The 22,763-nt window shown below is 67.1% G+C and carries 23 protein-coding genes; 19 read left to right on the forward strand and 4 right to left on the reverse strand.

Annotated features, from left to right (window positions below):
- Positions 1-138: 138 nt before the first annotated feature.
- The 4 genes from G3N98_RS02405 (at position 139) to G3N98_RS02420 (ending at position 3,369) form a co-directional block, all read left to right on the forward strand.
- Positions 139-849, forward strand: coding sequence for an IclR family transcriptional regulator (locus G3N98_RS02405; protein WP_124582596.1), 711 nt, complete (start codon positions 139-141; stop codon positions 847-849).
- A gap of 188 nt (positions 850-1,037) precedes the next feature.
- On the forward strand, positions 1,038-1,676 hold the full coding sequence (locus G3N98_RS02410) for a TetR/AcrR family transcriptional regulator (RefSeq protein ID WP_206147101.1): 639 nt from the start codon (positions 1,038-1,040) through the stop codon (positions 1,674-1,676).
- A gap of 45 nt (positions 1,677-1,721) precedes the next feature.
- Positions 1,722-2,705, forward strand: coding sequence for an MDR family oxidoreductase (locus G3N98_RS02415; protein WP_206147102.1), 984 nt, complete (start codon positions 1,722-1,724; stop codon positions 2,703-2,705).
- Positions 2,706-2,790: 85 nt separating this feature from the next.
- Positions 2,791-3,369: a peroxidase-related enzyme gene (locus G3N98_RS02420; RefSeq protein ID WP_089475775.1), complete on the forward strand. Its 579-nt coding sequence runs from the start codon at positions 2,791-2,793 to the stop codon at positions 3,367-3,369.
- 41 nt (positions 3,370-3,410) lie between these two features.
- Here G3N98_RS02420 and G3N98_RS02425 read toward each other — a convergent pair whose 3' ends face one another.
- Positions 3,411-3,845, reverse strand: coding sequence for a helix-turn-helix domain-containing protein (locus G3N98_RS02425; protein WP_241025702.1), 435 nt, complete (start codon positions 3,843-3,845; stop codon positions 3,411-3,413).
- Between the two features lie 111 nt (positions 3,846-3,956).
- Here G3N98_RS02425 and G3N98_RS02430 point away from each other — a divergent pair, with 111 nt between their 5' ends.
- Together G3N98_RS02430 and zwf are read left to right on the forward strand one after the other, a co-directional pair.
- Positions 3,957-4,577 carry an NAD(P)H-dependent oxidoreductase gene (locus G3N98_RS02430; RefSeq protein ID WP_206147103.1) on the forward strand — a complete coding sequence of 207 codons (621 nt, stop codon included), beginning with the start codon at positions 3,957-3,959 and terminating at the stop codon, positions 4,575-4,577.
- A 283-nt stretch (positions 4,578-4,860) separates the two neighbouring features.
- Positions 4,861-6,336 (forward strand): glucose-6-phosphate dehydrogenase, encoded by a 1,476-nt coding sequence (zwf, locus tag G3N98_RS02435; protein WP_089428943.1) that lies wholly within the window; start codon positions 4,861-4,863, stop codon positions 6,334-6,336.
- Between the two features lie 90 nt (positions 6,337-6,426).
- On the opposite strand, the gene G3N98_RS02440 is transcribed toward zwf, so the two are convergent.
- Positions 6,427-7,368, reverse strand: a complete 942-nt coding sequence (locus G3N98_RS02440; protein ID WP_206147104.1) for a LysR family transcriptional regulator — start codon at positions 7,366-7,368, stop codon at positions 6,427-6,429.
- Positions 7,369-7,479: 111 nt separating this feature from the next.
- Here G3N98_RS02440 and G3N98_RS02445 point away from each other — a divergent pair, with 111 nt between their 5' ends.
- From G3N98_RS02445 to G3N98_RS02475, 7 genes are all read left to right on the forward strand, one after another.
- Positions 7,480-8,682, forward strand: coding sequence for an MFS transporter (locus tag G3N98_RS02445; protein WP_039349950.1), 1,203 nt, complete (start codon positions 7,480-7,482; stop codon positions 8,680-8,682).
- A 29-nt stretch (positions 8,683-8,711) separates the two neighbouring features.
- The gene (locus G3N98_RS02450; protein ID WP_089475780.1) at positions 8,712-9,035 is read left to right on the forward strand and encodes an adenylate cyclase; all 324 of its coding nucleotides are present in this window, start codon (positions 8,712-8,714) and stop codon (positions 9,033-9,035) included.
- A 13-nt stretch (positions 9,036-9,048) separates the two neighbouring features.
- Positions 9,049-10,002, forward strand: coding sequence for a TIGR03571 family LLM class oxidoreductase (locus tag G3N98_RS02455; protein WP_206147105.1), 954 nt, complete (start codon positions 9,049-9,051; stop codon positions 10,000-10,002).
- Positions 10,003-10,135: 133 nt separating this feature from the next.
- Positions 10,136-10,942, forward strand: a complete 807-nt coding sequence (dkgB, locus tag G3N98_RS02460) for a 2,5-didehydrogluconate reductase DkgB (protein WP_206147106.1) — start codon at positions 10,136-10,138, stop codon at positions 10,940-10,942.
- Positions 10,943-11,013: 71 nt separating this feature from the next.
- The gene (locus G3N98_RS02465) at positions 11,014-12,129 is read left to right on the forward strand and encodes an alkene reductase (protein ID WP_206147107.1); all 1,116 of its coding nucleotides are present in this window, start codon (positions 11,014-11,016) and stop codon (positions 12,127-12,129) included.
- 22 nt (positions 12,130-12,151) lie between these two features.
- A complete protein-coding gene (locus G3N98_RS02470; RefSeq protein ID WP_206147108.1) occupies positions 12,152-13,156 on the forward strand; it encodes an aldo/keto reductase in 1,005 nt (334 codons plus the stop codon).
- A 177-nt stretch (positions 13,157-13,333) separates the two neighbouring features.
- Positions 13,334-13,870, forward strand: a complete 537-nt coding sequence (locus G3N98_RS02475) for a DUF3455 domain-containing protein (RefSeq protein ID WP_206147109.1) — start codon at positions 13,334-13,336, stop codon at positions 13,868-13,870.
- A 120-nt stretch (positions 13,871-13,990) separates the two neighbouring features.
- Here G3N98_RS02475 and G3N98_RS02480 read toward each other — a convergent pair whose 3' ends face one another.
- Positions 13,991-14,656, reverse strand: coding sequence for an O-methyltransferase (locus G3N98_RS02480; RefSeq protein WP_206147110.1), 666 nt, complete (start codon positions 14,654-14,656; stop codon positions 13,991-13,993).
- A gap of 93 nt (positions 14,657-14,749) precedes the next feature.
- Between G3N98_RS02480 and G3N98_RS02485 the strand changes: the two genes are divergently transcribed.
- The 6 genes from G3N98_RS02485 (at position 14,750) to G3N98_RS02510 (ending at position 21,601) form a co-directional block, all read left to right on the forward strand.
- A complete protein-coding gene (locus tag G3N98_RS02485; protein WP_241025703.1) occupies positions 14,750-15,382 on the forward strand; it encodes a TetR family transcriptional regulator in 633 nt (210 codons plus the stop codon).
- Positions 15,383-15,912: 530 nt separating this feature from the next.
- The gene (locus G3N98_RS02490; RefSeq protein ID WP_206147112.1) at positions 15,913-17,301 is read left to right on the forward strand and encodes an NCS2 family permease; all 1,389 of its coding nucleotides are present in this window, start codon (positions 15,913-15,915) and stop codon (positions 17,299-17,301) included.
- Between the two features lie 213 nt (positions 17,302-17,514).
- Entirely contained in the window at positions 17,515-18,108 is a 594-nt protein-coding gene (locus tag G3N98_RS02495; protein WP_206147113.1) for a hypothetical protein, read from the forward strand.
- A 221-nt stretch (positions 18,109-18,329) separates the two neighbouring features.
- Positions 18,330-19,250: a LysR substrate-binding domain-containing protein gene (locus G3N98_RS02500; RefSeq protein WP_185634242.1), complete on the forward strand. Its 921-nt coding sequence runs from the start codon at positions 18,330-18,332 to the stop codon at positions 19,248-19,250.
- A 226-nt stretch (positions 19,251-19,476) separates the two neighbouring features.
- On the forward strand, positions 19,477-20,259 hold the full coding sequence (locus G3N98_RS02505) for an ABC transporter substrate-binding protein (protein WP_089428931.1): 783 nt from the start codon (positions 19,477-19,479) through the stop codon (positions 20,257-20,259).
- A gap of 226 nt (positions 20,260-20,485) precedes the next feature.
- The gene (locus G3N98_RS02510) at positions 20,486-21,601 is read left to right on the forward strand and encodes a succinylglutamate desuccinylase/aspartoacylase family protein (protein WP_069252629.1); all 1,116 of its coding nucleotides are present in this window, start codon (positions 20,486-20,488) and stop codon (positions 21,599-21,601) included.
- A 142-nt stretch (positions 21,602-21,743) separates the two neighbouring features.
- Here G3N98_RS02510 and G3N98_RS02515 read toward each other — a convergent pair whose 3' ends face one another.
- Positions 21,744-22,550, reverse strand: a complete 807-nt coding sequence (locus G3N98_RS02515) for a MetQ/NlpA family lipoprotein (RefSeq protein WP_175238760.1) — start codon at positions 22,548-22,550, stop codon at positions 21,744-21,746.
- Positions 22,551-22,763: the final 213 nt, after the last annotated feature.

Consider the following 22,763-nt stretch of genomic DNA (forward strand, 5'->3'; position numbering starts at 1 on the left):
TCTGTACAACACTGGTGTACATGGTGAAATCAATATAACCAGAGGAGACGCGTCATGGCACTGGCGTTTACCCTTTTACGTGGTAAACCAGCGTTTTACTCTGTACAATTCCGGGTGAATGTCGACCGGAGAAAAGGAATGGGAAACGACGGTGTCGTTGCCGTGGAAAAGGCGCTTTCGCTGCTGGACTGCTTCAAGCCCGGCGCCGAATCGCAATCGCTCGCGACGCTGTCGCAGGCATCCGGCATGCACAAGACGACGGTCTATCGGCTGATGAACTCGCTGGAGCGAATGGGCTATGTCGTGCGCGCGCAGTCCGGCAACTACTCGCTTGGGCACCGCGTGCTGTACCTCGGCAAGCTGTACGAGCAGTCCTTCCATCTGTCCACGGTGGTCGAACCGGCGCTGCATGCGCTGGCCGCGCTGACGAAGGAAAGCGCATCGTACTACGTGCACGACAGCGGGCACCGGCTCTGCCTGTTTCGGGTCGAGCCGTCCGAAGGCCTGCGTGAAACGCGGCTCGCGGGGACGATGCTGCCGCTCGATGACACGGCCATCAGCCAGGTGATCCGTTTCTGGGGACTCGGCGAACCGATCTATGACAGGCCGCCGGCACTGCCCCTCTTCACCGCGGGTGCGCGCGATGTGCATACGGCAGCGTTCGCGGTGCCGGTTTTCGGCGCCGGCGACAAGTTCATGGCGGCGCTGACGCTTTCCGGTCCTGCATCCCGCCTCAGTGTCGCGCACGAGTCGGGCGAGCTGGATCGACCGCAGCTGGATGCCGCCGCCGATCTATCGCGGAAGCTGGGCGCGAGTGTCGCGCTCTGCGAGCACATGTACGGCAGTTGATCGCCGCTTTGGCAAAGGTCGGGTTCAGGTCGACGCGCCGTTCGTCGCCTGCCCGCGGACATGTTCGCACGACGCCACGCGCGGGCCGGGTGCGTGACACCTGCAGCGCAGCACCGACGCGACGGCCCGTCCGACCGGCCCGGCACACGGGCCATTGATTTTTGAGGCGAACGGTCTATTATTCCGCCATGGAAGCTCGAATCGATCCGCCTCGCCGCCGCGGCAGGCCGCCCAAGCAGCACGACGACCTCGTCGCCACGCGTGACATGCTGTTGCGCACCGGGCTCGAGACCCTCACCGAAAAGGGCTTTTCGGCCACCGGGCTCGACGAGATCCTCGGGCGCGCCGGCGTGCCGAAGGGCTCCTTCTATCACTACTTCGACAACAAGGAAGCGTTCGGCCTCGAACTGATCGACCGTTACGCCGACTTCTTCGCGCGCAAGCTGGATCGCCATTTCAGCGACCTGGCACGCTCGCCGCTGCAGCGCGTACGCGCGTTCGTCGACGACGCCCGCGACGGCATGGCCCGCTACGCGTACAGCCGCGGCTGCCTGATCGGCAACCTCGGGCAGGAAATGGGCGCGTTGCCCGAAAGCTTCCGCGAACGCCTGCGCACCACGTTCGAGGACTGGCAACGCCGCCTCGCCGAATGCCTGGCCGCCGCGCAGCAAGCCGGCGAACTGGCCGGTTCGGCCGATCCCGCCGAGCTGGCCGCATTCTTCTGGATCGGCTGGGAAGGCGCCGTGCTGCGCGCGAAGCTGGAGCGCAGCGACAAACCACTGACCCTGTTCGCGCAGTTTTTCTTCAACGGACTGCCGCGCCGCTGAATTTTTTTGCCATTAACTAGACGATCGGTCTAGAAAGGAGGACACATGTTTCAAGGCATCGTGATCGACAGGCATGAAACCGGCCAGCAGGCCCGGCTCCAGACGCTGGACGACGCGCAGTTGCCCGCCGGCAACGTGACGATCCGCGTCGGCTATTCGACGCTGAACTACAAGGACGGGCTGGCGATCACCGGCAAGAGCCCGGTGGTCCGCAAGTTCCCGATGGTGCCCGGCATCGATCTGGTTGGCGAAGTCGAAGCGAGCACGCACCCGGACTATCGCCCCGGCGACCAGGTCGTGCTCAACGGCTGGGGCGTCGGCGAGACGCATTGGGGTGGCCTCGCGCAGAAGGCCCGCGTCGACGGTGACTGGCTGGTGCCGCTGCCGTCCGCCTTTTCTCCGCAACAGGCGATGGCCATCGGCACGGCGGGCTACACCGCGATGCTGTGCGTGATCGCGCTGGAGCGACACGGCGTGCGCCCGGACGACGGTGAGATCGTGGTGACCGGCGCGGCAGGCGGGGTGGGCAGCGTCGCGACCGCCATCCTCACCAAGCTGGGATATCGCGTGGTCGCGGTAACGGGCCGCCCCGCCGATGCCGACTACCTGCGGCAGCTCGGCGCGGCGGAGATCCTCGAACGGTCGCAATTCAGCGAGTCCGGCAAGCCGCTGGGCAAGGAGCGCTGGGCCGGCGCGGTCGACGTGGCGGGCAGCCACGTGCTCGCCAACGTGTGCGCGACCACGCGCTACCGCGGCGTCGTGACCGCCTGCGGCCTGGCCGCGGGCTTCGATTTCCCCGCGACCGTCATGCCGTTCATCCTGCGCGGCGTTACGCTCGTCGGGATCGACAGCGTCATGTGCCCGCGCGCCGATCGCCTGGAAGCGTGGCGCCGGCTCGCGTCCGACCTCGACGTCGGGAAGCTGGGCGCGATCAGCCACCAGGTCGGCCTGGGCGACGTCATTCCGCTTGCCGAGGAATTGATCAAAGGCAAGGTGCGCGGCCGCGTCGTCGTCGACGTCAACGCGTGACGCCGCTGACGATCACCCGCGCTGCTTCATTCGGACGGCGGCTCGCGCAGCGAGTCCGCCCGCGCCACGTTATCCAGGAGACCTCATGACCGCCGCACACACCGCCCCCATCAGCCGCTTTCCCGTGCCCGCGCTCGAAGACTTGCCCGAGGACATTCGCGAACGCATCGCGACCGTCCAGGAAAAGTCGGGCTTCATCCCGAACGTATTCCTGACGCTGGCACATCGCCCGGACGAGTTTCGCGCGTTCATGGCCTACCACGACGCGCTGATGGACAAGCCGGGCAACCTGAGCAAGGCCGAGCGCGAGATGATCGTCGTGGCCACCAGCAGCGTGAACCAGTGCCAGTACTGCGTGATCGCGCACGGTGCGATCCTGCGCATTCGCGCGAAGGATCCGCTGATCGCCGACCAGGTCGCCACCAACTACCGCAAGGCCGATATCACCGCCCGGCAGAAGGCGATGCTCGACTTCGCGATGAAGGTGTCGCAGGCCGCGCATCAGGTAGGCGAAACGGACTTCGACACGCTCAAGTCGCACGGCTTCGTCGAAGAAGACGTGTGGGACATCATGGCGATCTCGGCTTTCTTCGGCATGTCCAACCGTATCGCGAACGTGACGAACATGCGGCCGAATGCGGAGTTCTACGCGCTGGGGCGCTGAGCGCACGCGACGCTCGGGGACGCGGCGCCCGCGCTCCGCCCCTAGCGACTGCGGTAAACGACGCCCTCGCCCGGCTTCGGCGCCGCATCGGCCGCCTCGTCGAAACGCTCGCGCGCTTGCGCGATCGGCTCCTTGTTTTTCTCCGCCCACCTGACGAGCGCCATGACGGGCTCCAGCAGCGTTGCGCCGAGCGGCGTGAGCGCATAGTCGACGCGCGGCGGAATCGTCGGGAACACCGTCCGCGTGACCAGCCCGTCGCGCTCCAGCCCGCGCAATGACAGCGTCAGCATGCGCTGCGAAATCCCTTCGATCTCGCGTTTCAGCTCGTTGAAGCGCCGCGAACCGTCGTTCAGCGTCGCGATGATGTAGAGGCTCCACTTGTCGCCGATCCGGTCGAGGATCTGGCGGGTCGCCTGGCAGCCGTCTTCGCTGGGTCGGGGCATGGTGGCAGGAACATCGATGTGACTGGGGCACAACCCTGTGCGTTCTTGTGGGGCCCGGGCGCGAACCCTAGCATTCCACATGCTTTTCGGTAACTGAGTTATCAAAAGTTACCGGGTTCTCATCTTATCCCGAAAGGAACGCTCATGAGCCGCATGCTGCTGATCACCTCCAGCCCCCGCAGCACCGACAGCCTGTCCACGCGCGTCGCGCACGACCTCGCGCGGCAACTCGCGGCGCGCGACGCAAACAGCACCGTGACGTTGCGCGATCTCTCCACCGATCCGCTGCCGCATATCGACGATGCTTACGTCGTCGGCCGCATGCTGCCGCCGGACGCGCGCAACGCGGAGCAAGCGCAGGCCGTCGAGCTGGCGCAAGCGCTGGTCGACGAATTGCGCGCCGCCGACATCGTCGTGATCGGCTCCGCGATGACCAACTTCGGCCCGTCCACGCAGCTGCGCGCGTGGTTCGACCGCGTGATCTGGCCGCAGGTCACGTTTCGCTATGGCGAAAGCGGCGTCGCCGGCACGGTGGAAGGCAAGCAGGTTTATCTGGTCACCGCCAGCGGCGGCATCTTTTCGGAAGGCCCGTATGCGCCGTTCGACTACCAGTCCGGCTATCTGAAGCATCTGCTCGGGTTCATCGGGTTGACCGACATCCGCGAAGTCCGCATGGAAGGCACCGTATTGGGCGGCGATGCGGTGCAAGCGGCCATCGCGAAGGCCGGGCACGACGTGCAGGCGCTGGTGGAACAGGCGGGTTGAGGCAACGGCCGCGCCCGTCGATCGCCGCACGCGGGCGGGCGCCAGCCGACGCCCGCCCTCACGCGCCTGGGCCGAACGGCTGCTTGCCGCTCCCGGCGAGCCAACCCGATGTCAGCGCTCACTCCTGTACGTTCCACGGCAATACGCCGCCCGGCCGCTTCGCGACAGTAAACGGACACGCACACAATCCATCAAAAGCGTGCACTATTAGGGTTTTGCCGTACCGGCGCCCGACGCCTCCGATGTTCGTTTCACGTTCCCCGTTTCACACCGCGAACCTCCCATGACGAATCAGCCTACCCAGACCGGAGCCGACCGGCCCGTCGACATGATCATCTTCGGCGGCGGCGGCGACCTGGCCGCCCGCAAGCTGTTGCCCGCGCTGTACATGGCGCACCTGCACTGCAACCTTCCGCCCGAGACGCGCATCATCGCGGTCGGCCGCCGCGACTGGGGCATCGACGGCTATCGCAAGTTCATGGACGAGCAGTCGCGTCCGTTCATCGACGAAAAGGCGTTCGATCAAGCGGCCTGGAGCCGTTTCCTCGACCTGTTCAAGTACGTGCTGATCGACGTGAACGCGCCGGACGACTACCTGCGGCTCGCGGAAGCGGCGCGCGGCGATGCGATCCGCGTGTTCTACCTGTCGACGTCGCCGGAGCTGTTCACCACCATCTGCGACAACCTGTCGGCCGCGCATCTCGTGGACAAGCACTCGCGCGTCGTCCTCGAAAAGCCGCTCGGCCACGATCTCGCGTCCGCGAAGGCGATCAACGATGCGGTCGGCAAGCACTTCGAGGAATCGCAGATCTATCGGATCGACCACTATCTCGGCAAGGAAACCGTGCAGAACCTGATGGTGCTGCGCTTCGGCAACCCGATCTTCGGGCCGCTGTGGCAGGCGCCGAGCATCCGCAGCGTGCAGATCACGGTGGCGGAGACGGTCGGGGTCGGCAGCCGCGCGGGCTTCTACGACCATACCGGCGCGCTGCGCGACATGGTGCAGAACCACCTGCTGCAGCTGCTGTGCATCGTCGCGATGGAGCCGCCGGTGTCGCTCGACCCGGACGCGGTGCGCGACGAGAAGCTGAAGGTGCTGCGCTCGCTGCGGCCGATGGCGGTGGCCGACGTCGCGCGCGACACGGTGCGCGGCCAGTACACGGCCGGCGCGGTCGACGGCCAGCCGGTGAAGGGCTATCTCGAGGAAGACAACGTGCCGGCGGACAGCCGCGCGGAAACCTTCGTCGCGCTGCGCGCGCACATCAACAACTGGCGCTGGGCGAACGTGCCGTTCTTCCTGCGCACCGGCAAGCGGCTGCAGCGCCGCCAGTCGGAAATCGTGATCGAGTTCGCGGACATGCCGTTCTCGATCATCCCGACCGGCCCGCGCCACTACAGCAACCGTCTCGTGATCCAGCTCCAGCCGGAAGAGTCGATCCAGCTGCAGATGCTCGCGAAGGAACCGGGCAGCGGGATGAACATGGTGCCCGTGAGCCTGAACCTCGACCTGCAGCAGGCGATTCCGGAGCGGCGCGCGGAAGCATACGAGCGTTTGCTGATCGACGTGATCCGCGGCCGCCTCACGCACTTCATGCGACGCGACGAGCTCGAAGCCGCGTGGTCGTGGGTCGAACCGATCCTCGACGGCTGGAAGCAGCTCGGCGACCGGCCGCGCCTGTACACGGCCGGCACGTTCGGGCCCGCGGCTTCGTCGGCGCTGCTCGCGCGCGACGGGATGTCCTGGTCCGAAGAGGCGTAACCGCCACCCGACGGCGTGCCGGAGTACGGCACGCCGGATCGCACATCAAATCGCACGGGGCGTAACCCGCCCCGTCGTCCCGGCCGCCGCCTAGCGCGGCTCCATCCACGACGCCGCCTTGCGCCGCCCCGGCGCATCGCTGCCGCCGCCGCCCAGCGCCTCGATCAGGTAATCGACGAACGACGCGATCCGCGACGAGATCGCGGTATTACGGTAGTACACCGCGTGGATCGGCTGCTCGACCTCGAGCGTCTGGCGCGCGAGCACCTGCACGAGCCGGCCCGCGTCGCGATCCTGCGCGGTCATGAAATCCGACAGGCAGACGACCCCCGCGCCATCGAGCGCAAGCTGCCGCAGCGTCTCGCCGCTCGACGAGCGGATGCCCGGCTCGATGCGGCACGGCTCGCCGTCGGTGCCGAGGATCGGCCACACGTTCAGCGATTCGGGCTGCGTGAAGCCGAGCAGCGTGTGCTTGTCGAGATCCTCCACCTTGCGCGGCTGGCCGTGCGCCGCCACGTACGCGGGGCTCGCGAGCATGCGGATCCGGCTGGTGCCGATGCGCCGGCTGTGCAGCGTCGAATCCTTCAGCCGGCCGATCCGGAACGCGACGTCGGTGCGCCGCTCCAGCAGGTCGATGATGCCCTCGTTGCTGTTCAGTTCCAGCTCGACTTTCGGGAAGCGTTCGCGGTAGCCGCGCACGAGCGGCACGATCACGTGCAGCATGAACGGCGTCGCCGCGTCCACGCGCAGCCGCCCCGACGGCATCTCGCGCCGCGCGAGCATCTGTTCTTCCGCCGTCTCGACCGATTCGATGATCGCGCGCGCGTCCTGCAGGAACGCGCGCCCTTCCTCGGTCAGTTCGAGCCGGCGCGTGGTCCGGCGCAGCAGCGTGGTCTTCAGCTTCTCCTCGAGCCGCCCGAGCGTGCGGCTCGTCGCCGACACCGTGAGGTCGAGCTGCTGCGCGGCCGCCGTGATCGAACCGGAATCGACCACGGCGGCAAAGGCCTGGAGTTCGTCGAGTGTAATCTTCATCGCTGCATTCTTGATTTCAAATCAAAACAATTTGGTTTATAGACCCGTTTTTCAGCAAAAGTAAAGTCGGCACACTGCGCTCCATCCTCACCGGACCCTGGAGCACCCGTCATGCCACTCGCCCTGCTTGCGCTGACCATCAGCGCATTTGCCATCGGTACCACCGAATTCGTGATCGTCGGGCTGATCCCGACGATCGGCGCCGACCTCGGCGTCAGCCTGCCGTCCGCCGGCCTGCTCGTCAGCCTTTACGCACTGAGCGTCGCGATCGGCGCGCCGCTCCTCACCGCGCTCACCGGCCGCGTGCCGCGCAAGACCCTGCTCGCCGCGCTGATGGCGCTGTTCACCGTCGGCAACCTCGTCGCGTGGCAGGCGCCCGGCTACGAATCGCTGATCGTCGCGCGCATTCTCACCGGCCTCGCGCACGGCGTGTTCTTCTCGGTCGGCTCGATCATCGCGACCACGCTCGTGCCGAAGGAGAAGGCCGCCAGCGCGATCGCGACGATGTTCAGCGGGATGACCGTCGCGTTCGTCGCCGGCATTCCGCTCGGCACCTTCATCGGCCAGCACTTCGGCTGGCGCGCGACGTTCCTGGTCGTCGCGCTGTTCGGCCTCGTCGCGTTCGTCGGCGCGGTGGCCTTCGTGCCGCGCGGCTTGCCGCAAACGGCGCCCGCGCCGCTCGCCCGCCAGTTCCGCGTGCTCGCGCAGCCGCGCCTGCTGCTGGTCTATGCGATGACGGCCGTCGGCTACGGCGGCTCGCTGATCGCGTTCACGTACATGGCCCCGCTGCTCGAGCAGATCGCCGGCTTCACGCCGTCGCAGGTCAGCCTCGTGCTCGTCGGCTACGGCGTGTCGGTCGCGTTCGGCAACGTGTGGGGCGGCAAGCTCGCGGACGCCGTCGGCCCCGTGAAGGCGCTCAAGCGAATCTTCCTGCTGCTCGCGATCGTGCTGCTCGCGCTCACCTTCACGATCCACGTGAAATGGCTCGCCGTGCTGACGATGCTCGCGTGGGGCGCGGTGGCGTTCGGCAACGTGCCGGGCCTGCAGGTGTACGTCGTGAAGCAGGCACGGCACTTCGCGCCTGACGCCACCGACGTCGCATCCGGCTTCAACATCGCCGCGTTCAATCTCGGCGTCGCGGGCGGCTCGGCACTCGGTGGCGTGATCGTCGCGCACGTCGGCCTCGGCCATACGCCGTGGATCGCGGCAGCCGTCACGCTCGGCGCATTCGCGCTCACCGCACTGAGCGGTCGCCTCGACCGCAGCGCAGGCCTGCCGGAACGCACGGCGGAACCCGTCCAGCTCGCGCACTGAACGTCACTTTCTTGCAGGAGTTTGCACACATGAACGCATCGATCCCACGCCCGCCGTTCGCCGGCAAGACGTTCGAAGTGCGCTACGACGGCCTCACCGCGCTCAACGCGTATGACGATGACGGCCGCCACATGCGCTACGAGATCACCGAAGGCCCGTACGCGGGTGCAAAGGGTGAAATCGAATACACGTGGCAGCCCATCGCCGGCGACACCTACGCGATCTCGTGGCAGGAAGCCGACCGCGCGACGGTCGTGCATATCGACGACTTCGCCGCCGGCACGTCGCGGTCCTTTTTCACCGCGTCGTCGCTCGATTTCTACCGGCTCGAAGGCAGCCTGCGCGCGATCTGAACGGAGCCCGACCATGTCCACTTCATTCACCGCACTCGACAACCTGGCCGACGGCGGCTTCAGCATCGGCATCGAACTGCCGCTCGACAACGACTGGTCGCCGGCCGGCAACGCGAAGCGCCAGCACGACCGTCGCTACCCCGGCGTACCCGACCTCGCGCGCCACGCAACCCTCGCGCAACAGGCCGACACACTCGGCTTCCGCGCGCTCTGGGTGCGCGACGTACCGGTGTACGACCCCGCGTTCGGCGACGCCGCGCAGGTGTTCGAAACCTTCTCGTATCTCGGCTACCTCGCCGGCATCACGAACGACATCCTGCTCGGCACGGCGGCCGTCGTGCTGCCGCTGCGCGAGCCGCTGCTCACGCTGAAATCGGCCGCGTCGATCCAGGAACTGAGCGGCGGCCGCCTGCTGCTCGGCGTCGCCAGCGGCGACCGGCCCGTCGAATATCCGCTGTTCGGCCGCGACTTCGCATCACGCGGCGCGAATTTCCGCGACCAGATCGCGCTGCTGCGCGACGGCGCGCGCGGGCATCTGCCGCCCGGTCTCGACGTGCTGCCCGCCGCCCGTGCGCCGCTGCTCGTCGCGGGTCTCGCGCAGCAAACGCCCGCGTGGATCGGCGAACACATGGACGGCTGCCTCGCGTATCCCGGCACGCCGGACGACCACCGGCAGCGTGCCGCGAACTGGCGCGCGGTGGCCGGCGACAAGCCGTACGTGAGCTTCCTCCACCTCGACCTCGCGGACGACCCGCACGCGCCGCTGCAGCGTCACCGCTTCGGCGCCCGCGCGGGGCGTCTCGCGCTCATCGGGGAGCTGGCGGCCATGCGCGACGCGGGCGTGCGGCACATCGGCCTGCATTTCCGCCGCAACCTGCGCCCGCTCGACGAGACGATGGCCGAGATCGCGGCAGAGGTGCTGCCGGTGTTCCACGCGGATGAAAACGCACGGACGCGCGCTGCATGACACCGCCCCGAGCCGCTCCCGATACTTGATTCCAGATCAAATATTTTTGACCTGCAACGGCGTTTATCTCACCAATCCGAAACGCCAGAATGACTTCCATAGCGAACCCGTTCCACTTTCCCAGGAGCACCTGATGAACAAGATTCCCGCATTCGGCCTCGGTACGTTCCGCCTGCAAGGGCAGACGGTCATCGACTCGGTGCGCAACGGCCTCGAAGTCGGCTACCGCGCGATCGACACCGCGCAGATCTACGGCAACGAAGCCGAAGTCGGCGAAGCGATCGCCGCGTCGGGCGTGCGCCGCGACGACCTGTTCCTCACGACCAAGATCTGGGTCGACAACTATGCACCGGACAAGCTCGTGCCGAGCCTCGAGGACAGCCTGCGCAAGCTGCGCACCGACCACGTCGACCTGACGCTGATCCACTGGCCGGCCCCCGACAACGGCGTCGCACTCGACACGTTCATGACCGCGCTCGCCGATGCGAAGGCGCAGGGCCTCACGCGCCGGATCGGCATCTCGAACTTCAACATCGCCCTGACGAAGGAAGCGATCGCGGCCGTCGGCAAGGACACGATCGCGACGAACCAGATCGAGCTGAGCCCGTACCTGCAGAACCGCAAGCTCGTCGAATTCCTGAACGCCGAAGGCATCCACGTGACGTCGTACATGACGCTCGCGTACGGCAAGGTGCTCGGCGATCCGGTGATCGGCGCGATCGCGCAGCGTCACGACGCGACGCCCGCCCAGGTCGCGCTCGCGTGGGCGCTGCAGCTCGGCTACTCGGTGATCCCGTCGTCGACGAAGCGCGAGAACCTCGCGAGCAACCTGCTCGCGCAGACGCTGCGCCTGACCGACGAAGACATGGCGCGGATCGCCGCGCTCGAACGCAGCGGCCGCGAAGTCGACCCGGCCGGCCTCGCGCCGCAGTGGGACTGACCGCGCCGCCCGCCACTCGCATTGGATTCACCGCGGCCCGCAGGCCGCGGCACCGACAGGACATCAACACCATGACCCAGGACCCGCTTTTCCAACCGCTGCAACTCGGCGCGCTGACGCTGCCGAACCGCATCGTGATGCCGCCGATGACGCGCTCGCGCGCCAGCCAGCCCGGCGACGAAGCCAACGAACTGATGGCCGCGTATTACGCGCAGCGCGCGAGCGCGGGCCTGATCGTCAGCGAAGGCACTTACATCGCGCCGCTCGGCAAAGGCTACGCATGGACGCCCGGCATTCACACGCCGTCGCAGGTCGCCGGCTGGCGCAAGGTGACGGACGCCGTGCATGCCGCGCACGGCCGGATCTTCGCGCAGCTGTGGCACGTCGGCCGGCTGAGCCACACGAGCCTGCTCGGTGGCCGGCAGCCGGTGTCGTCGTCGCCGCTCCAGGCGAAAGGCGTGAACGTGTTCATCGCGGGTGAAGACGGCAGCACGCCGGGCTTCGTGCAGGCGTCCGAGCCGCGCACGCTGACGATCGACGAAATCGGCGAGATCGTCGATCAATACCGCGCCGCCGCGCGCCACGCGATCGAGGCCGGCTTCGACGGTGTCGAGCTGCACGGCGCGAACGGCTATCTCGTGAACCAGTTCATCGACTCGAATGCCAACACGCGCACCGACGCGTACGGCGGTTCGCTCGAAAACCGGCTGCGCTTCCTGCGCGAAGTCACGCAGGCGCTGATCGACGGCACGGGCGACGCGTCGCGCGTCGGCATCCGCCTCGCGCCGCTGACGACGCTGAACGGCTGCGTCGACGACGATCCGGAAACGACCTACCTCGCCGCTGCAAAGCTGCTCGGCGAACTCGGCGTCGGCTATCTGCACATCGCGGAAGCCGACTGGGACGACGCGCCGTTGATGCCGGTCGAATTCAAGCGGCAACTGCGCGCCGCGTTCCCGGGCGTGCTGATCTATGCCGGCGCGTACACCGCCGAGCGCGCACGCGAAGCGATCGCCGCCGGCTGGGCCGACCTCGTCGCGTTCGGCCGCCCGTTCGTCGCGAACCCCGACCTGCCCGAGCGGCTGCGCACCGGTGCCGCGCTCACGCCGCACGACCGCAACACGCTGTTCGGCGGCGGCGAGCGCGGGCTGACCGACTATCCGACGCTGGCCCAGGCCGCGGCCTGAATCGGCCTACCCGAGACTCCCCATGAGAATCACGCTCCCTTCCCGCCTGGGTTTCGGCACCGCGCCGTTGGGCAACATGTACCGCGACATCCCGCACGAAGAAGCGCTGGCCACGGTCGACGCAGCGTGGGACAGCGGTATCCGCTACTTCGACGCCGCGCCGCTGTATGGCGCCGGCCTCGCCGAGCTGCGCCTCGGCGAAGCGCTCGCGGGGCGCCCGCGCGACGCGTATTCGCTCGGCACCAAGGTCGGCCGGCTCGTCCTCGACGAACACGAGGACGCATCGCAACGCGATCTCGGCGAAAAAGGCGGCCTGTTCCGCCACGGGCTGCCGAACCGGATCGTCTACGACTACACCGAGGACGGCACGCTGCGCTCGATCGACGCGAGCCTGAAGCGGCTGCGCACCGACCGGCTCGACACCGTATGGATTCACGACCCGGCCGTCGACTTTCACGGTGACGCGTGGCGCGACGTGTTCGACGTCGCGATGTCGGGCGCGGCCCGGGCGCTCACGCGGCTGCGCGACGAGAAGGTGATCCAGGGCTGGGGCCTCGGCGTGAACCGCGTCGAGCCGTGCGAACTCGCGCTCGAACGCGCGGACCCCGACGGTTTCCTGCTCGCCGGACGCTACACGCTGCTCGATCATGCCGGCGCGCTCGAACGGCTGATGCCGGAAAGCGCCGCGCGCGGGCTCGGCATCATCGTCGGCGGCCCGTACAACTCGGGCGTGCTGGCGGGCGGCACCCATTACGAGTATCAGCCGGCCACGCAGGCCATGCTCGACCGCGTCGCGCGCATCCGCCGGATCTGCGAACGATTCGGCGTCGATGTCCGCGCGGTGGCGCTGCAATTCTCGCTCGCGCATCCGGCCGTCGCGGCCGCGATCCCCGGCGCGAGCCGGCCCGATCGCATCGGCGACAACCTGCGTCTCGCGGCGATGTCGATCCCGGCCGAACTGTGGGATGGGCTGAGGGCCGAACGCCTGATTGCCGCGCAGGCACCGACGCCGGTTGGCCCGGTTTGAGGTTGAATCGGGCAGGCGCGGCCGCGTCAACCCACGGCCGCGCATCCCGGGCCGCACGTAATCGCAACGGCAATCGCCACGATTGCCATTTGCCCATTGCAGCCGGTGCAATTGGCGTCTAGCGTTTACGGGTTCGTCGACGAATACCCGTCACCCGACCCGAAAGGATGCCTCGCCATGCGAAGCCGCTTCCCGAAACGCCCCATGCTGCCGGCCGCCGCGGCCTGCGTTGCACTCGCCTTCTGCGCGCCGTCCGCCCGCGCCGACGACTCCGCCGGCCTCGCGCCGCCCCAGCCGGCCACGCCCGTGCTGTCGACGACCGCGGCTGGCCTACAGGTCTACACGTGCGACTACGATGCGGGACACAAGCTCGCGTGGGTGTTCCAGCACCCGGAAGCGATGCTGTTCGACGCGAGCGGCACGCTGGTCGTCCGGCACGGCACGGGGCCGTCATGGGAGGCGCTCGACGGCAGCCGCATTACCGGCAAGAAACTCGCGGAAGCGCCGAGCGCACGCCCGGGCAGCATTCCGCAACTCCTGCTCGCCGCGACGCCGGCCGCAACGGACGCGAAGGCCGCGGCCGGCACGCTCGCCGGCGTGCGCTTCGTGCAGCGGCTCGATACCGCGGGCGGCATGCCGCCGGATGCAACGTGTTCGACCGAGCATGCGGTCGGCCGCTTTCCGTATTTCGCGCGCTACGTGTTCCTGAAATAACGCACGACGGCGCACGAAGCGACGGGCGTCACTGCGGTGTCGTCCGCCTCTCGCATCCTATTGATCAGTCATCCTATCGTTGACGGTCGGATGCCTGCCGTCGTTCAGATACCGCAAAGCTCAGCCGATCCGCATCGACAACTCGACATCGTCGCCGAACGGCACCGACAGATAGCCGTTCTCCGGCGAGCGCACGTAAGCGAGATAGTCGGGGCTGAAATCGGCATTGTCGGCAACGACGAACGCGCCGGGCCGCAACCGTTGCTCGACGAGTGCAAGCACCTCCGGATACAGCGCCTTCGCACCGTCGAGCAGCAGCAGGTCGACCGAATCCGGCAGATCGGCGGCCAGCGTACGCAGCGCATCGCCCTCGCGAATCTCGACGAGATCGGCCAGCCCGGCTGCCGCCAGGTTCGCCCGCGCCCGCACGACCTTCGACGGCTCGAACTCGCTCGTGACCAGCCGGCCGCCGCCGTTGTCGCGCAGCGCAGCCGCGAGGTGCAACGTCGAAATGCCGAACGACGTGCCGAATTCGATGATCGACCGCGCGCCGCCGCTGCGCGCAAGCATGTACAGCAGCGTGCCGGTCTCGCGCGACACCGCGAGCGGATAGTCCTTCAGGCGCGCATACAAGTCGGTGTAGTCGGTCTTGCTGCGCATCAGCCGCGCTTGCTCGTCGCGCGACAGGCTGGCGAAGTCCGGGCTCGTCGCGGGCGACGAGGCGTCGGCTTCGTCGAACAGGCGTGCCAGCAGCGAGGCCAGCGGGTCGAGCGTCAGGGTGGTCATGCGACTCTCCGGGTTCAGGTTGAGTGCGTCGGTGCACCTGGTTAGAATATGACGAACTATTCAGGTTTTACTATTCGCATTGGCCAGCCACGCATGACCGACCGCTCGAACGCCCGGATTGCCACGCGCAAGCAGCCTCGGCAGGCTCGCTCGACCCAGCTCGTCGAGGCCGTCCTCCAGGCCGCTGTTCAGGTTTTGGCGAGCGAAGGCGCGCAGCGCTTCACGATGGCGCGCGTCGCCGAACGCGCCGGCGTGAGCGTCGGCTCGCTGTACCAGTACTTCCCGAACAAGGCGGCCGTGCTGTTCCGGCTGCAGCATGACGAGTGGCGGCAGACGGCCGAGATGCTGCGCGGGATGCTGGAGGACGTGAACCGGACACCGCCCGAGCGGCTGCGCACGGCCGTTCACGCGTTCATCCGTTCGGAATGCGACGAGGCGCGGATGCGCATCGCGCTCGACGACGCCGCGCCGCTCTATCGCGACGCGCCCGAGGCACACGAAGCGAAGGTGGCCGGCAACCGCATCTTCCAGGCGTTCATGCGCGAGGCGCTGCCCGATGCACCGGACGCCACGCGCGAACTGGCCTGCGACCTGATCATCACCACGCTCACCGCGGCCGGCAAGGCGTTTTCGGAAAGCGAGCGCTCGCCCGATGAAATCGACGCGTATGCGGACGCGATGGCCGACATGTTCCGCGCCTACCTCGACCATCTCGCGCACAATTGAGGCCGGGGCGACGACGAAAACCGCCTCGGCGCGATGGCGCCCTCGTCCGAATGCAGGTTGCGCGCGGCGCGCCGATCCCGTCACCGGCCCCTGATTCCACCGGCCTGCCCGGCCACCATGAAAGAAATTTGTAATTTTCGATGCATCCCCCGCTTCCCCTTTGCCCGTCGACCCTGCATTCAAATAATCGCCTTAACGGATTCGAACTAGGCGTATACACGTGGGTCGACGCGACAGAGCCCCGTTGCACGCCGATATAAGCGCTGAGACATGCGCTGCATGCTCTTCCCCCAATGGGACGTGATGGGCGGTTCGCCTAACCTTCGCTACGGCAAAGCACACGTGACGGGGTCGACACCACCACGCGTCGCACGACGCGACACCCACGCGATCGTTTCGATTCGCACGGAACGACACGGATCACGCGTCATTCGTCCCCACGACGTTGCCGACAATCCCAACTAGATACGAGACACCCTGACGACGGTTCGCTACGGGCCGTTTCAGCATGCTGATAAAGGAGCAAGCTCATGAGTGATACCCCGGTGCAGCCGACGGTCGGCGTCGGCGCGGAAGAAACTGACTTTGGCACCAAGGGAGTCATCGACCGGTACTTCGACATTTCGTCGCGCGGCAGCACGCAGCGCCGCGAGATCATTGCCGGCGTCACGACCTTCCTCGCGATGGTCTATTCCGTGTTCGTCGTGCCCGGCATGTTCGGCAAGGCCGGCTTCGACACGAGCGCCGTGTTCGTCGCGGTCTGCCTCACGACCGCGTTCGGTTCGCTGCTGATGGGCCTGTGGGCGAAGCTGCCGATCGCGATCGGCTGCGCGATCTCGCTGACCGCGTTCACCGCGTTCGGCCTCGTGCTCGGCAAGGGGCTGTCGCCGACGGTCGCGCTCGGCGCCGTGTTCCTGATGGGCCTCGTGTTCACCGGCATCTCCGTCACCGGCGTGCGTTCGTGGATCCTGCGCAACCTGCCCGCGGGCGTCGCGCACGGCACCGGGATCGGCATCGGCCTGTTCCTGCTGCTGATCGCGTCGAACGACGTCGGCCTCGTGATCAAGAACCCGGGCGCCGGCCTGCCCGTCTCGCTCGGCCAGATCACCGCGTTCCCGGTCATCATGTCGATCATCGGCCTCGCCGCGATCTTCGGCCTTGAGAAGCGTCGCGTGCCGGGCGGCATCCTGCTCGTCGTGATCGCGATCTCGATCTTCGGGCTGATCTTCGATCCGGGCGTGAAGTACCGCGGCATCTTCGCGCTGCCGTCGCTGAGCGCACCGGGCCATGCGTCGCTGATCGGCGCGATGGACATCAAGGGCGCGCTGTCGATGGCCGTGCTGCCGAGCGTGCTGGCGCTGGTGATGACCGCCGTGTTCGACGCGACCGGCACGATCCGCGCGGTCGCGGGCCAGGCCGGCCAGCTCGACGAGAACGGCCGCATCATCAACGGCGGCCGTGCGCTGACCGCCGATTCGCTCAGCTCGATCTTCTCCGGCTTCCTCGGCGGTGCGCCGGCGGCAGCCTACATCGAGTCGAGCGTCGGCGTGGCCGCCGGCGCAAAGACGGGCCTCGCGGCCGCCGTGGTCGGCCTGCTGTTCCTCGTCGTGATGTTCTTCTCGCCGCTCGCGGGCCTCGTGCCGTCCTACGCCACCGCACCGGCGCTGATGTACGTCGGCCTGCTGATGCTCGGCAGCGTGAGCAAGCTGCACATGGACGACATGGTCGACGCGATGTCGGGCCTCGTGTGCGCGGTGTTCATCGTGCTGACCGCGAACATCGTGACGGGCATCATGCTCGGCTTCTCGACGCTCGTGATCGGCCGCATCGCCAGCGGCGAATTCCGCAAGCTCAACGTCGGCACCGTGCTCATCGCGGCCGTGCTCGTCACGTTCTATCTCGGCGGCTGGGCGATCTGACCGCGCATCGTGCGCGACGTCGCCGGCAGAAGGACGGCGCGCATCGGGACGACATCGTCTCCTCCACCATCATCGTTGATGGTCTCCAGGCCTGGGAACGCAAGTTTCCAGGCTTTTTTTGTTGATGGGGCGCAGTGCGGCGCGCATCGCGGAAACGGTGCGGCGCGAATCCGCCCCCGGTGCTACGATCGGGCTTTGCCTTCGGGAGCCCCCATGAACGCGCTCGGCATCGTCTCCGAATCGAGCACCCGGACGTCGGCGCACAAGCCGCCGTTCATCCCGTCGTTCGGCTTCCACGAAGTGCACGAATCGAAGCCGATCGATGCCGCGCCGGCGCGCATCATCGACACGGTCGCCACGCTCGACATGCGCACGGATCCGATCGTCGACGCGCTGCTCAACGTCCGCGAATTCCCGGCAGCCGTTGCCGCGTTGCTGCGCCCCGGCACCACACGCGTCGAACGCGAACGCTTCGGCCTCCATGCGTTCACCCCACTGCATCGTGACGAAACGTCGGTATCGCTCGGCCTGATCGGCCGCTTCTGGCGCCCGGATCTTGGCGTGCTGAAGATCGCCGACGCGGCGGCGTTCGTGCGGCACGACGATCCGCGCGATGCGAAGCTGGTGCTCCGCTTCGAAGTCGTCGGGCTCGCGTCGGGTGCGCACCTGCTGCGCACCGAAACCTTCGTGCATTGCCCGACCGTACACACGCGGCTGCTGTTCATGCCGTACTGGCTCGCGATCCGGATGGCGAGCGGCTGGATCCGGCGCCGCACGCTGACGGCTGTCGAAATGGCGCTGGCGTAGGGCCTCGCCACGCCTGCGATTGCGGCACGTGCAGGCTACCCGCATCAAAACGGCTTGATCGCGACCAGCCCGGCGACGAACGCCGTCGCGCCCACGACCGCGCCCGCCGCCTGCCCGAGCCAGGGCGCCGTAGACCCATGCGCACGCAACCTTCAGGATTGCAATCAAATTCCGCCACACCCCGTCGCCCGCCACAGCATCGCGCCAACCAGACCCGATCGATGACCCGCATCCGCAACCCCCTGAACCTCGCGCAGCTCCAGGCGTTCGTCTCCGCCGCGCATCACAAGAGCCTGCGCGCCGCCGCGCGCGAACTCGGCGTCACGCAGCCCGCGGTCACGCATACGATCCGCGAGCTCGAAACGGCGCTCAACGCGGAGTTGCTCGCGCGCAGCGTACGCGGCGTCGAGCTGACCGCGTGCGGCCACGCGCTGCTGCCGCGCGCCGAGCAGCTGCTCGGCGATATCCGCCGCACGGTCGAGGCCGTCGAGCAGGTGAAAGGCGAGATGTCGGGGCGCGTGGCGGTCGGCACGATGCCGTCGATCGCGCTGACCGCGCTGCCGCACGCGGTGACGGCGTTCCGCCAGTCGATGCCGAACGTGAGCCTGCATCTCGAGGAAGTGACGGTGCCCGACGCGCTCGCGCAGTTGCGCAACGGCACGCTCGACATCGCTGCGATGCACCATGTACCCGCGCTCGACCGCGATTTCACGCAATCGCCGCTGCTGTCGACCGAATTCACCGTCGTGATGCGCGAAGGCCACCCGCTTGCGCATGCACGCCGGTTAGAGGCATTGCTCGATGCCGAGTGGATCGTCACCGTCGGTGCCGAGCAGTTTCCGCACAGTGTGATGGTCGGGATGTTCGAGGCGCACGGGCTGCCGCTGCCCAAACGTTTGCTGCGCTCGCCGATGTCGTTCGCGGTGACGCTCGGGCTCGTCGCACGCTCGGACGTGATCGGCTGCTTCACGCGCCCGCTCGCCGCGATGGTCGCGCCGCTGGGCATCCGCACGGCCGAACTCGACGAAACCATGCCGCGCTTCGACCTGTCGATCATCGCGCGGCGCGACCTGCTGCCCACGCCCGCCGTCACGCAATTCGTCACGTGCCTGCAGCGCGCGGTCAACGAAACGCTCGGCTGAATCGTTCCTGTGTCTGAAACGGCGGCGCCCCTCATGCGCCGCCGCCGGGCCCGGTATCGGGGCTTGTCCTAGGCGCCCTGCCGGTATTTTGTCTTGATAATCTTCCGCACGTCGCGCGCCCGCATCGGGTGGGCGAAACGGACAGCCTGTCGCGAAGCCGCGCCGGGCCGAAGGCTTACGGCGCGGCACAACCGCGCACCCATCGAACAAAACGAGGAGTCACCGAGTGAAAAAGATTCTTGCGGCTGTGACCGTAGCCCTGCTCGCCGTATCGGCAGGCACCGCGTATGCGAAGGACTGGACGACCGTGCGGTTCGGCGTCGACGCAAGCTACCCGCCTTTCGAATCGAAAGGCGCTGACGGCAAGGTTGTGGGTTTCGACGTCGACCTCGGCAACGAAATCTGCCGCCGCATGAACGCGAAGTGCGTGTGGATCGAAAACGACTTCGACGGGATGATTCCGGCGCTGAAGGCCCGCAAGTTCGACGGCGTGCTGTCGTCGATGTCGATGACGCCGGCGCGTCAGGAACAGATCGCCTTCTCGGCGAAGCTGTTCAACACGCCGACGCGCCTCGTCACGAAGAAGGGCACCGGCCTGATGCCGACGGCCGAATCGCTGAAGGGCAAGTCGGTCGGCGTCGAGCAGGGCACGATCCAGGAAACCTATGCGAAGACGTACTGGGCCTCGAAGGGCGTGAACGTCGTGCCTTACCAGAACCAGGACCAGGTCTACGCCGACCTGATCTCGGGCCGTCTGGACGGCGCGCTGCAGGACGCGGTGCAAGCTGAAATCGGCTTCCTGAAGACGCCGCGCGGCGCGAACTTCGATTTCGCCGGCAAGGACATCGACGATCCGAAGACGCTCGGCAACGGCGCCGGCATCGGCCTGCGCAAGGAAGACACCGACCTGAAGGCGAAGATCGACGGCGCGATCGCCGGCATGCGCAAGGACGGCACGTACGACAAGATCGCGAAGAAGTACTTCGATTTCGACGTCTACGGCAAGTAATCCGCCCGGCAAGCGCACGCTTCGCTTCGGCACGAACGGGCTCCGCAAGGAGCCCGTTTTTTTTGCGCGGGCCGTGCCGGCAGCGTTATTTTTTCCGCCTCAACCTGATGATTCTCAAAGGGAAACGGCGTGTTCTGGCGCCGGTTTGATGGCGGCGAGGAAGGCAACGTACAATCGATCTTCCACGCACACCGGATCATTCGCGGCTGCGCCGCACTCCCCCATCATGCAAACGCAGACCCATCCGCTGATTTCCCCCGCCGTCGGTACCGAACGCCAGATCACGAGCTTTCACTACGGCCCGCGCGGCGGCAAGAAGGTCTATATCCAGTCGTCGCTGCACGCGGACGAACTGCCCGGCATGCTGGTCGCCACCCTGCTGCGCCGCAAGATCGCCGCGCTCGAGACGGCCGGCAAGCTGCGCGGCGAAGTCGTCATCGTGCCGGTGCCGAACCCGATCGGCCTGTCGCAACACGTGTTCGGCGATCACCTCGGCCGCTTCGAGCTCGGCTCGATGCAGAACTTCAACCGCAATTTCTACGATCTCGCGGCGCTCGTGCTGCCGCGCGTCGAACACCGCCTGACTCACGACGCGCAGCACAACCTCGTCGCCGTGCGCGCCGCGATGCGCGAAGCGCTCGACGAGCAGAAGCCGCGCACCGAGCTCGACTCGCAGCGCCTCGCGCTGCAGAAGCTGTCGTTCGACGCCGATATCGTGCTCGACCTGCACTGCGACAGCGATGCGGTGATGCACCTCTACACGAATCCCGATCTGTGGCCGGACGTCGAGCCGCTGTCGCGCTACCTCGACGCGCAGGCGTCGCTGCTCGCGCTGAATTCGGTCGGCAACCCGTTCGACGAGATCCACAGCTTCTGCTGGTCGGACCTGCGCAACCGCTTCGGCGACCGCTTCCCGATCCCGAACGGCGCGATTTCCGTCACGATCGAGCTGCGCAGCGAGCGCGACGTGTCGTACGAGTTCGCCGAAAAGGACGCACAGGCGATCGTCGAATACCTGACCGAGCGTGGGGTCGTCGACGGCACGCCGGCGCCGCTGCCGCCGCTCGCGCATCCGGCCACGCCGCTCGCGGGCACCGATCCGCTCGTCGCGCCGGTGTCGGGCGTGATCGTGTTCCGCACGCCGGTCGGCGTGATGATCGAGGCCGGCCAGGCCGTGGCCGACATCGTCGATCCGCTGACCGATCGCGTCGTCACGCTGAAGAGCAGCGTGTCGGGCGTGCTGTACGCGCGCCAGATCGTACGCTTCGCGACGGCCGGCATGGAAGTCGCGCGGATTGCCGGCGCGACCGCGATCCGCACGGGTTCGCTGCTGTCGGCCTGAGCGGCCAGAGCGGCCGGTGTGCGCGCCGGAGCACGGCGCGCACGTATCGCGCATACCCGCCCGCACCAACGAAATCGCCCGCTTGCGCGGGCGATTGGCTTTCCGGATCGTCGATATCCGGCCATCCGGTACGTGAAAACGTTCAGAACGCCGGGATGATCGCGCCGCCGAACTTCTGGTCGATGAACTTGCGCACGTCGTCCGATTCATAGGCCGCGACGAGCTTCTTCACCCACGGCTTGTCCTTGTCCTGCGCGCGCACCGCGATCAGGTTCGCGTACGGCCCGCGCAGATCCTCGATCGCGATCGCATCCTTCACCGGCGTGAGCCCGGCCTTCACCGCGTAGTCGGTGTTGATCGACGCGGCATCGACGTCGGGCAGCGCGCGCGGCAGCTGCGCGGAATCGAGCTCGACGATCTTGATCTTCTTCGGGTTCTCGGCGATGTCGAGCGGCGTGGCATTCACGCCGTTCGCGCCGACGCCCGGCTTCAGCTTGATCACGCCGTACTTCTGCAACAGCAGCAGCGCGCGGTTGCCGTTCGACGGATCGTTCTGGATCCCGACCTTCGCGCCCACCGGCAAGTCCTTGAGCGACTTGATCTTCTTCGAGTAGAAACCCATCGGCGCCGTGTACGTGAGCCCGACGTTGACGATCTTGTAGCCGCGCTGCTTGATCTGGCTGTCGAGGAACGGCTGGTGCTGGAAGCCGTTCGCGTCCAGATCGCCGGAATCGAGCGCCGCGTTCGGCTGCACGTAGTCGTTGAATTCGATGACCTTGATCGCGAGACCTTCGCGCGCGGCGACCTTCGTCACCTCGGTCCAGATCTGGGCGTCGGGGCCGCTCATCGTGCCGATTTTCAGCGTTTGCGGGTCGGCGTGCGCGCCGGGCGCCGCGAATGCCAGCGCGGCGGCGAGTGCGCCGAGGCCGGTCAGGAATGAACGTCGCATGGTGTCCTCTGTCCCGTGTCGTTTGTTGGAACACGGATCGTGGCATGGGGCCGGAACGCCGCCAACCAAGCTTATTTCATGTGCATATTCCTGATTCCGGTCGAATCTCAGTCTGAATCGGTATAACCACCGGCTATACAACCGGGCAGAATTCGGTGTCGCATCGACGCCACAGATTCTTCATATGACAGTCGCTGTCATATTCATTACGTG

The organism is Burkholderia sp. Tr-20390 (assembly GCF_017104595.1).
In the GTDB taxonomy this organism is placed as follows: domain Bacteria; phylum Pseudomonadota; class Gammaproteobacteria; order Burkholderiales; family Burkholderiaceae; genus Burkholderia.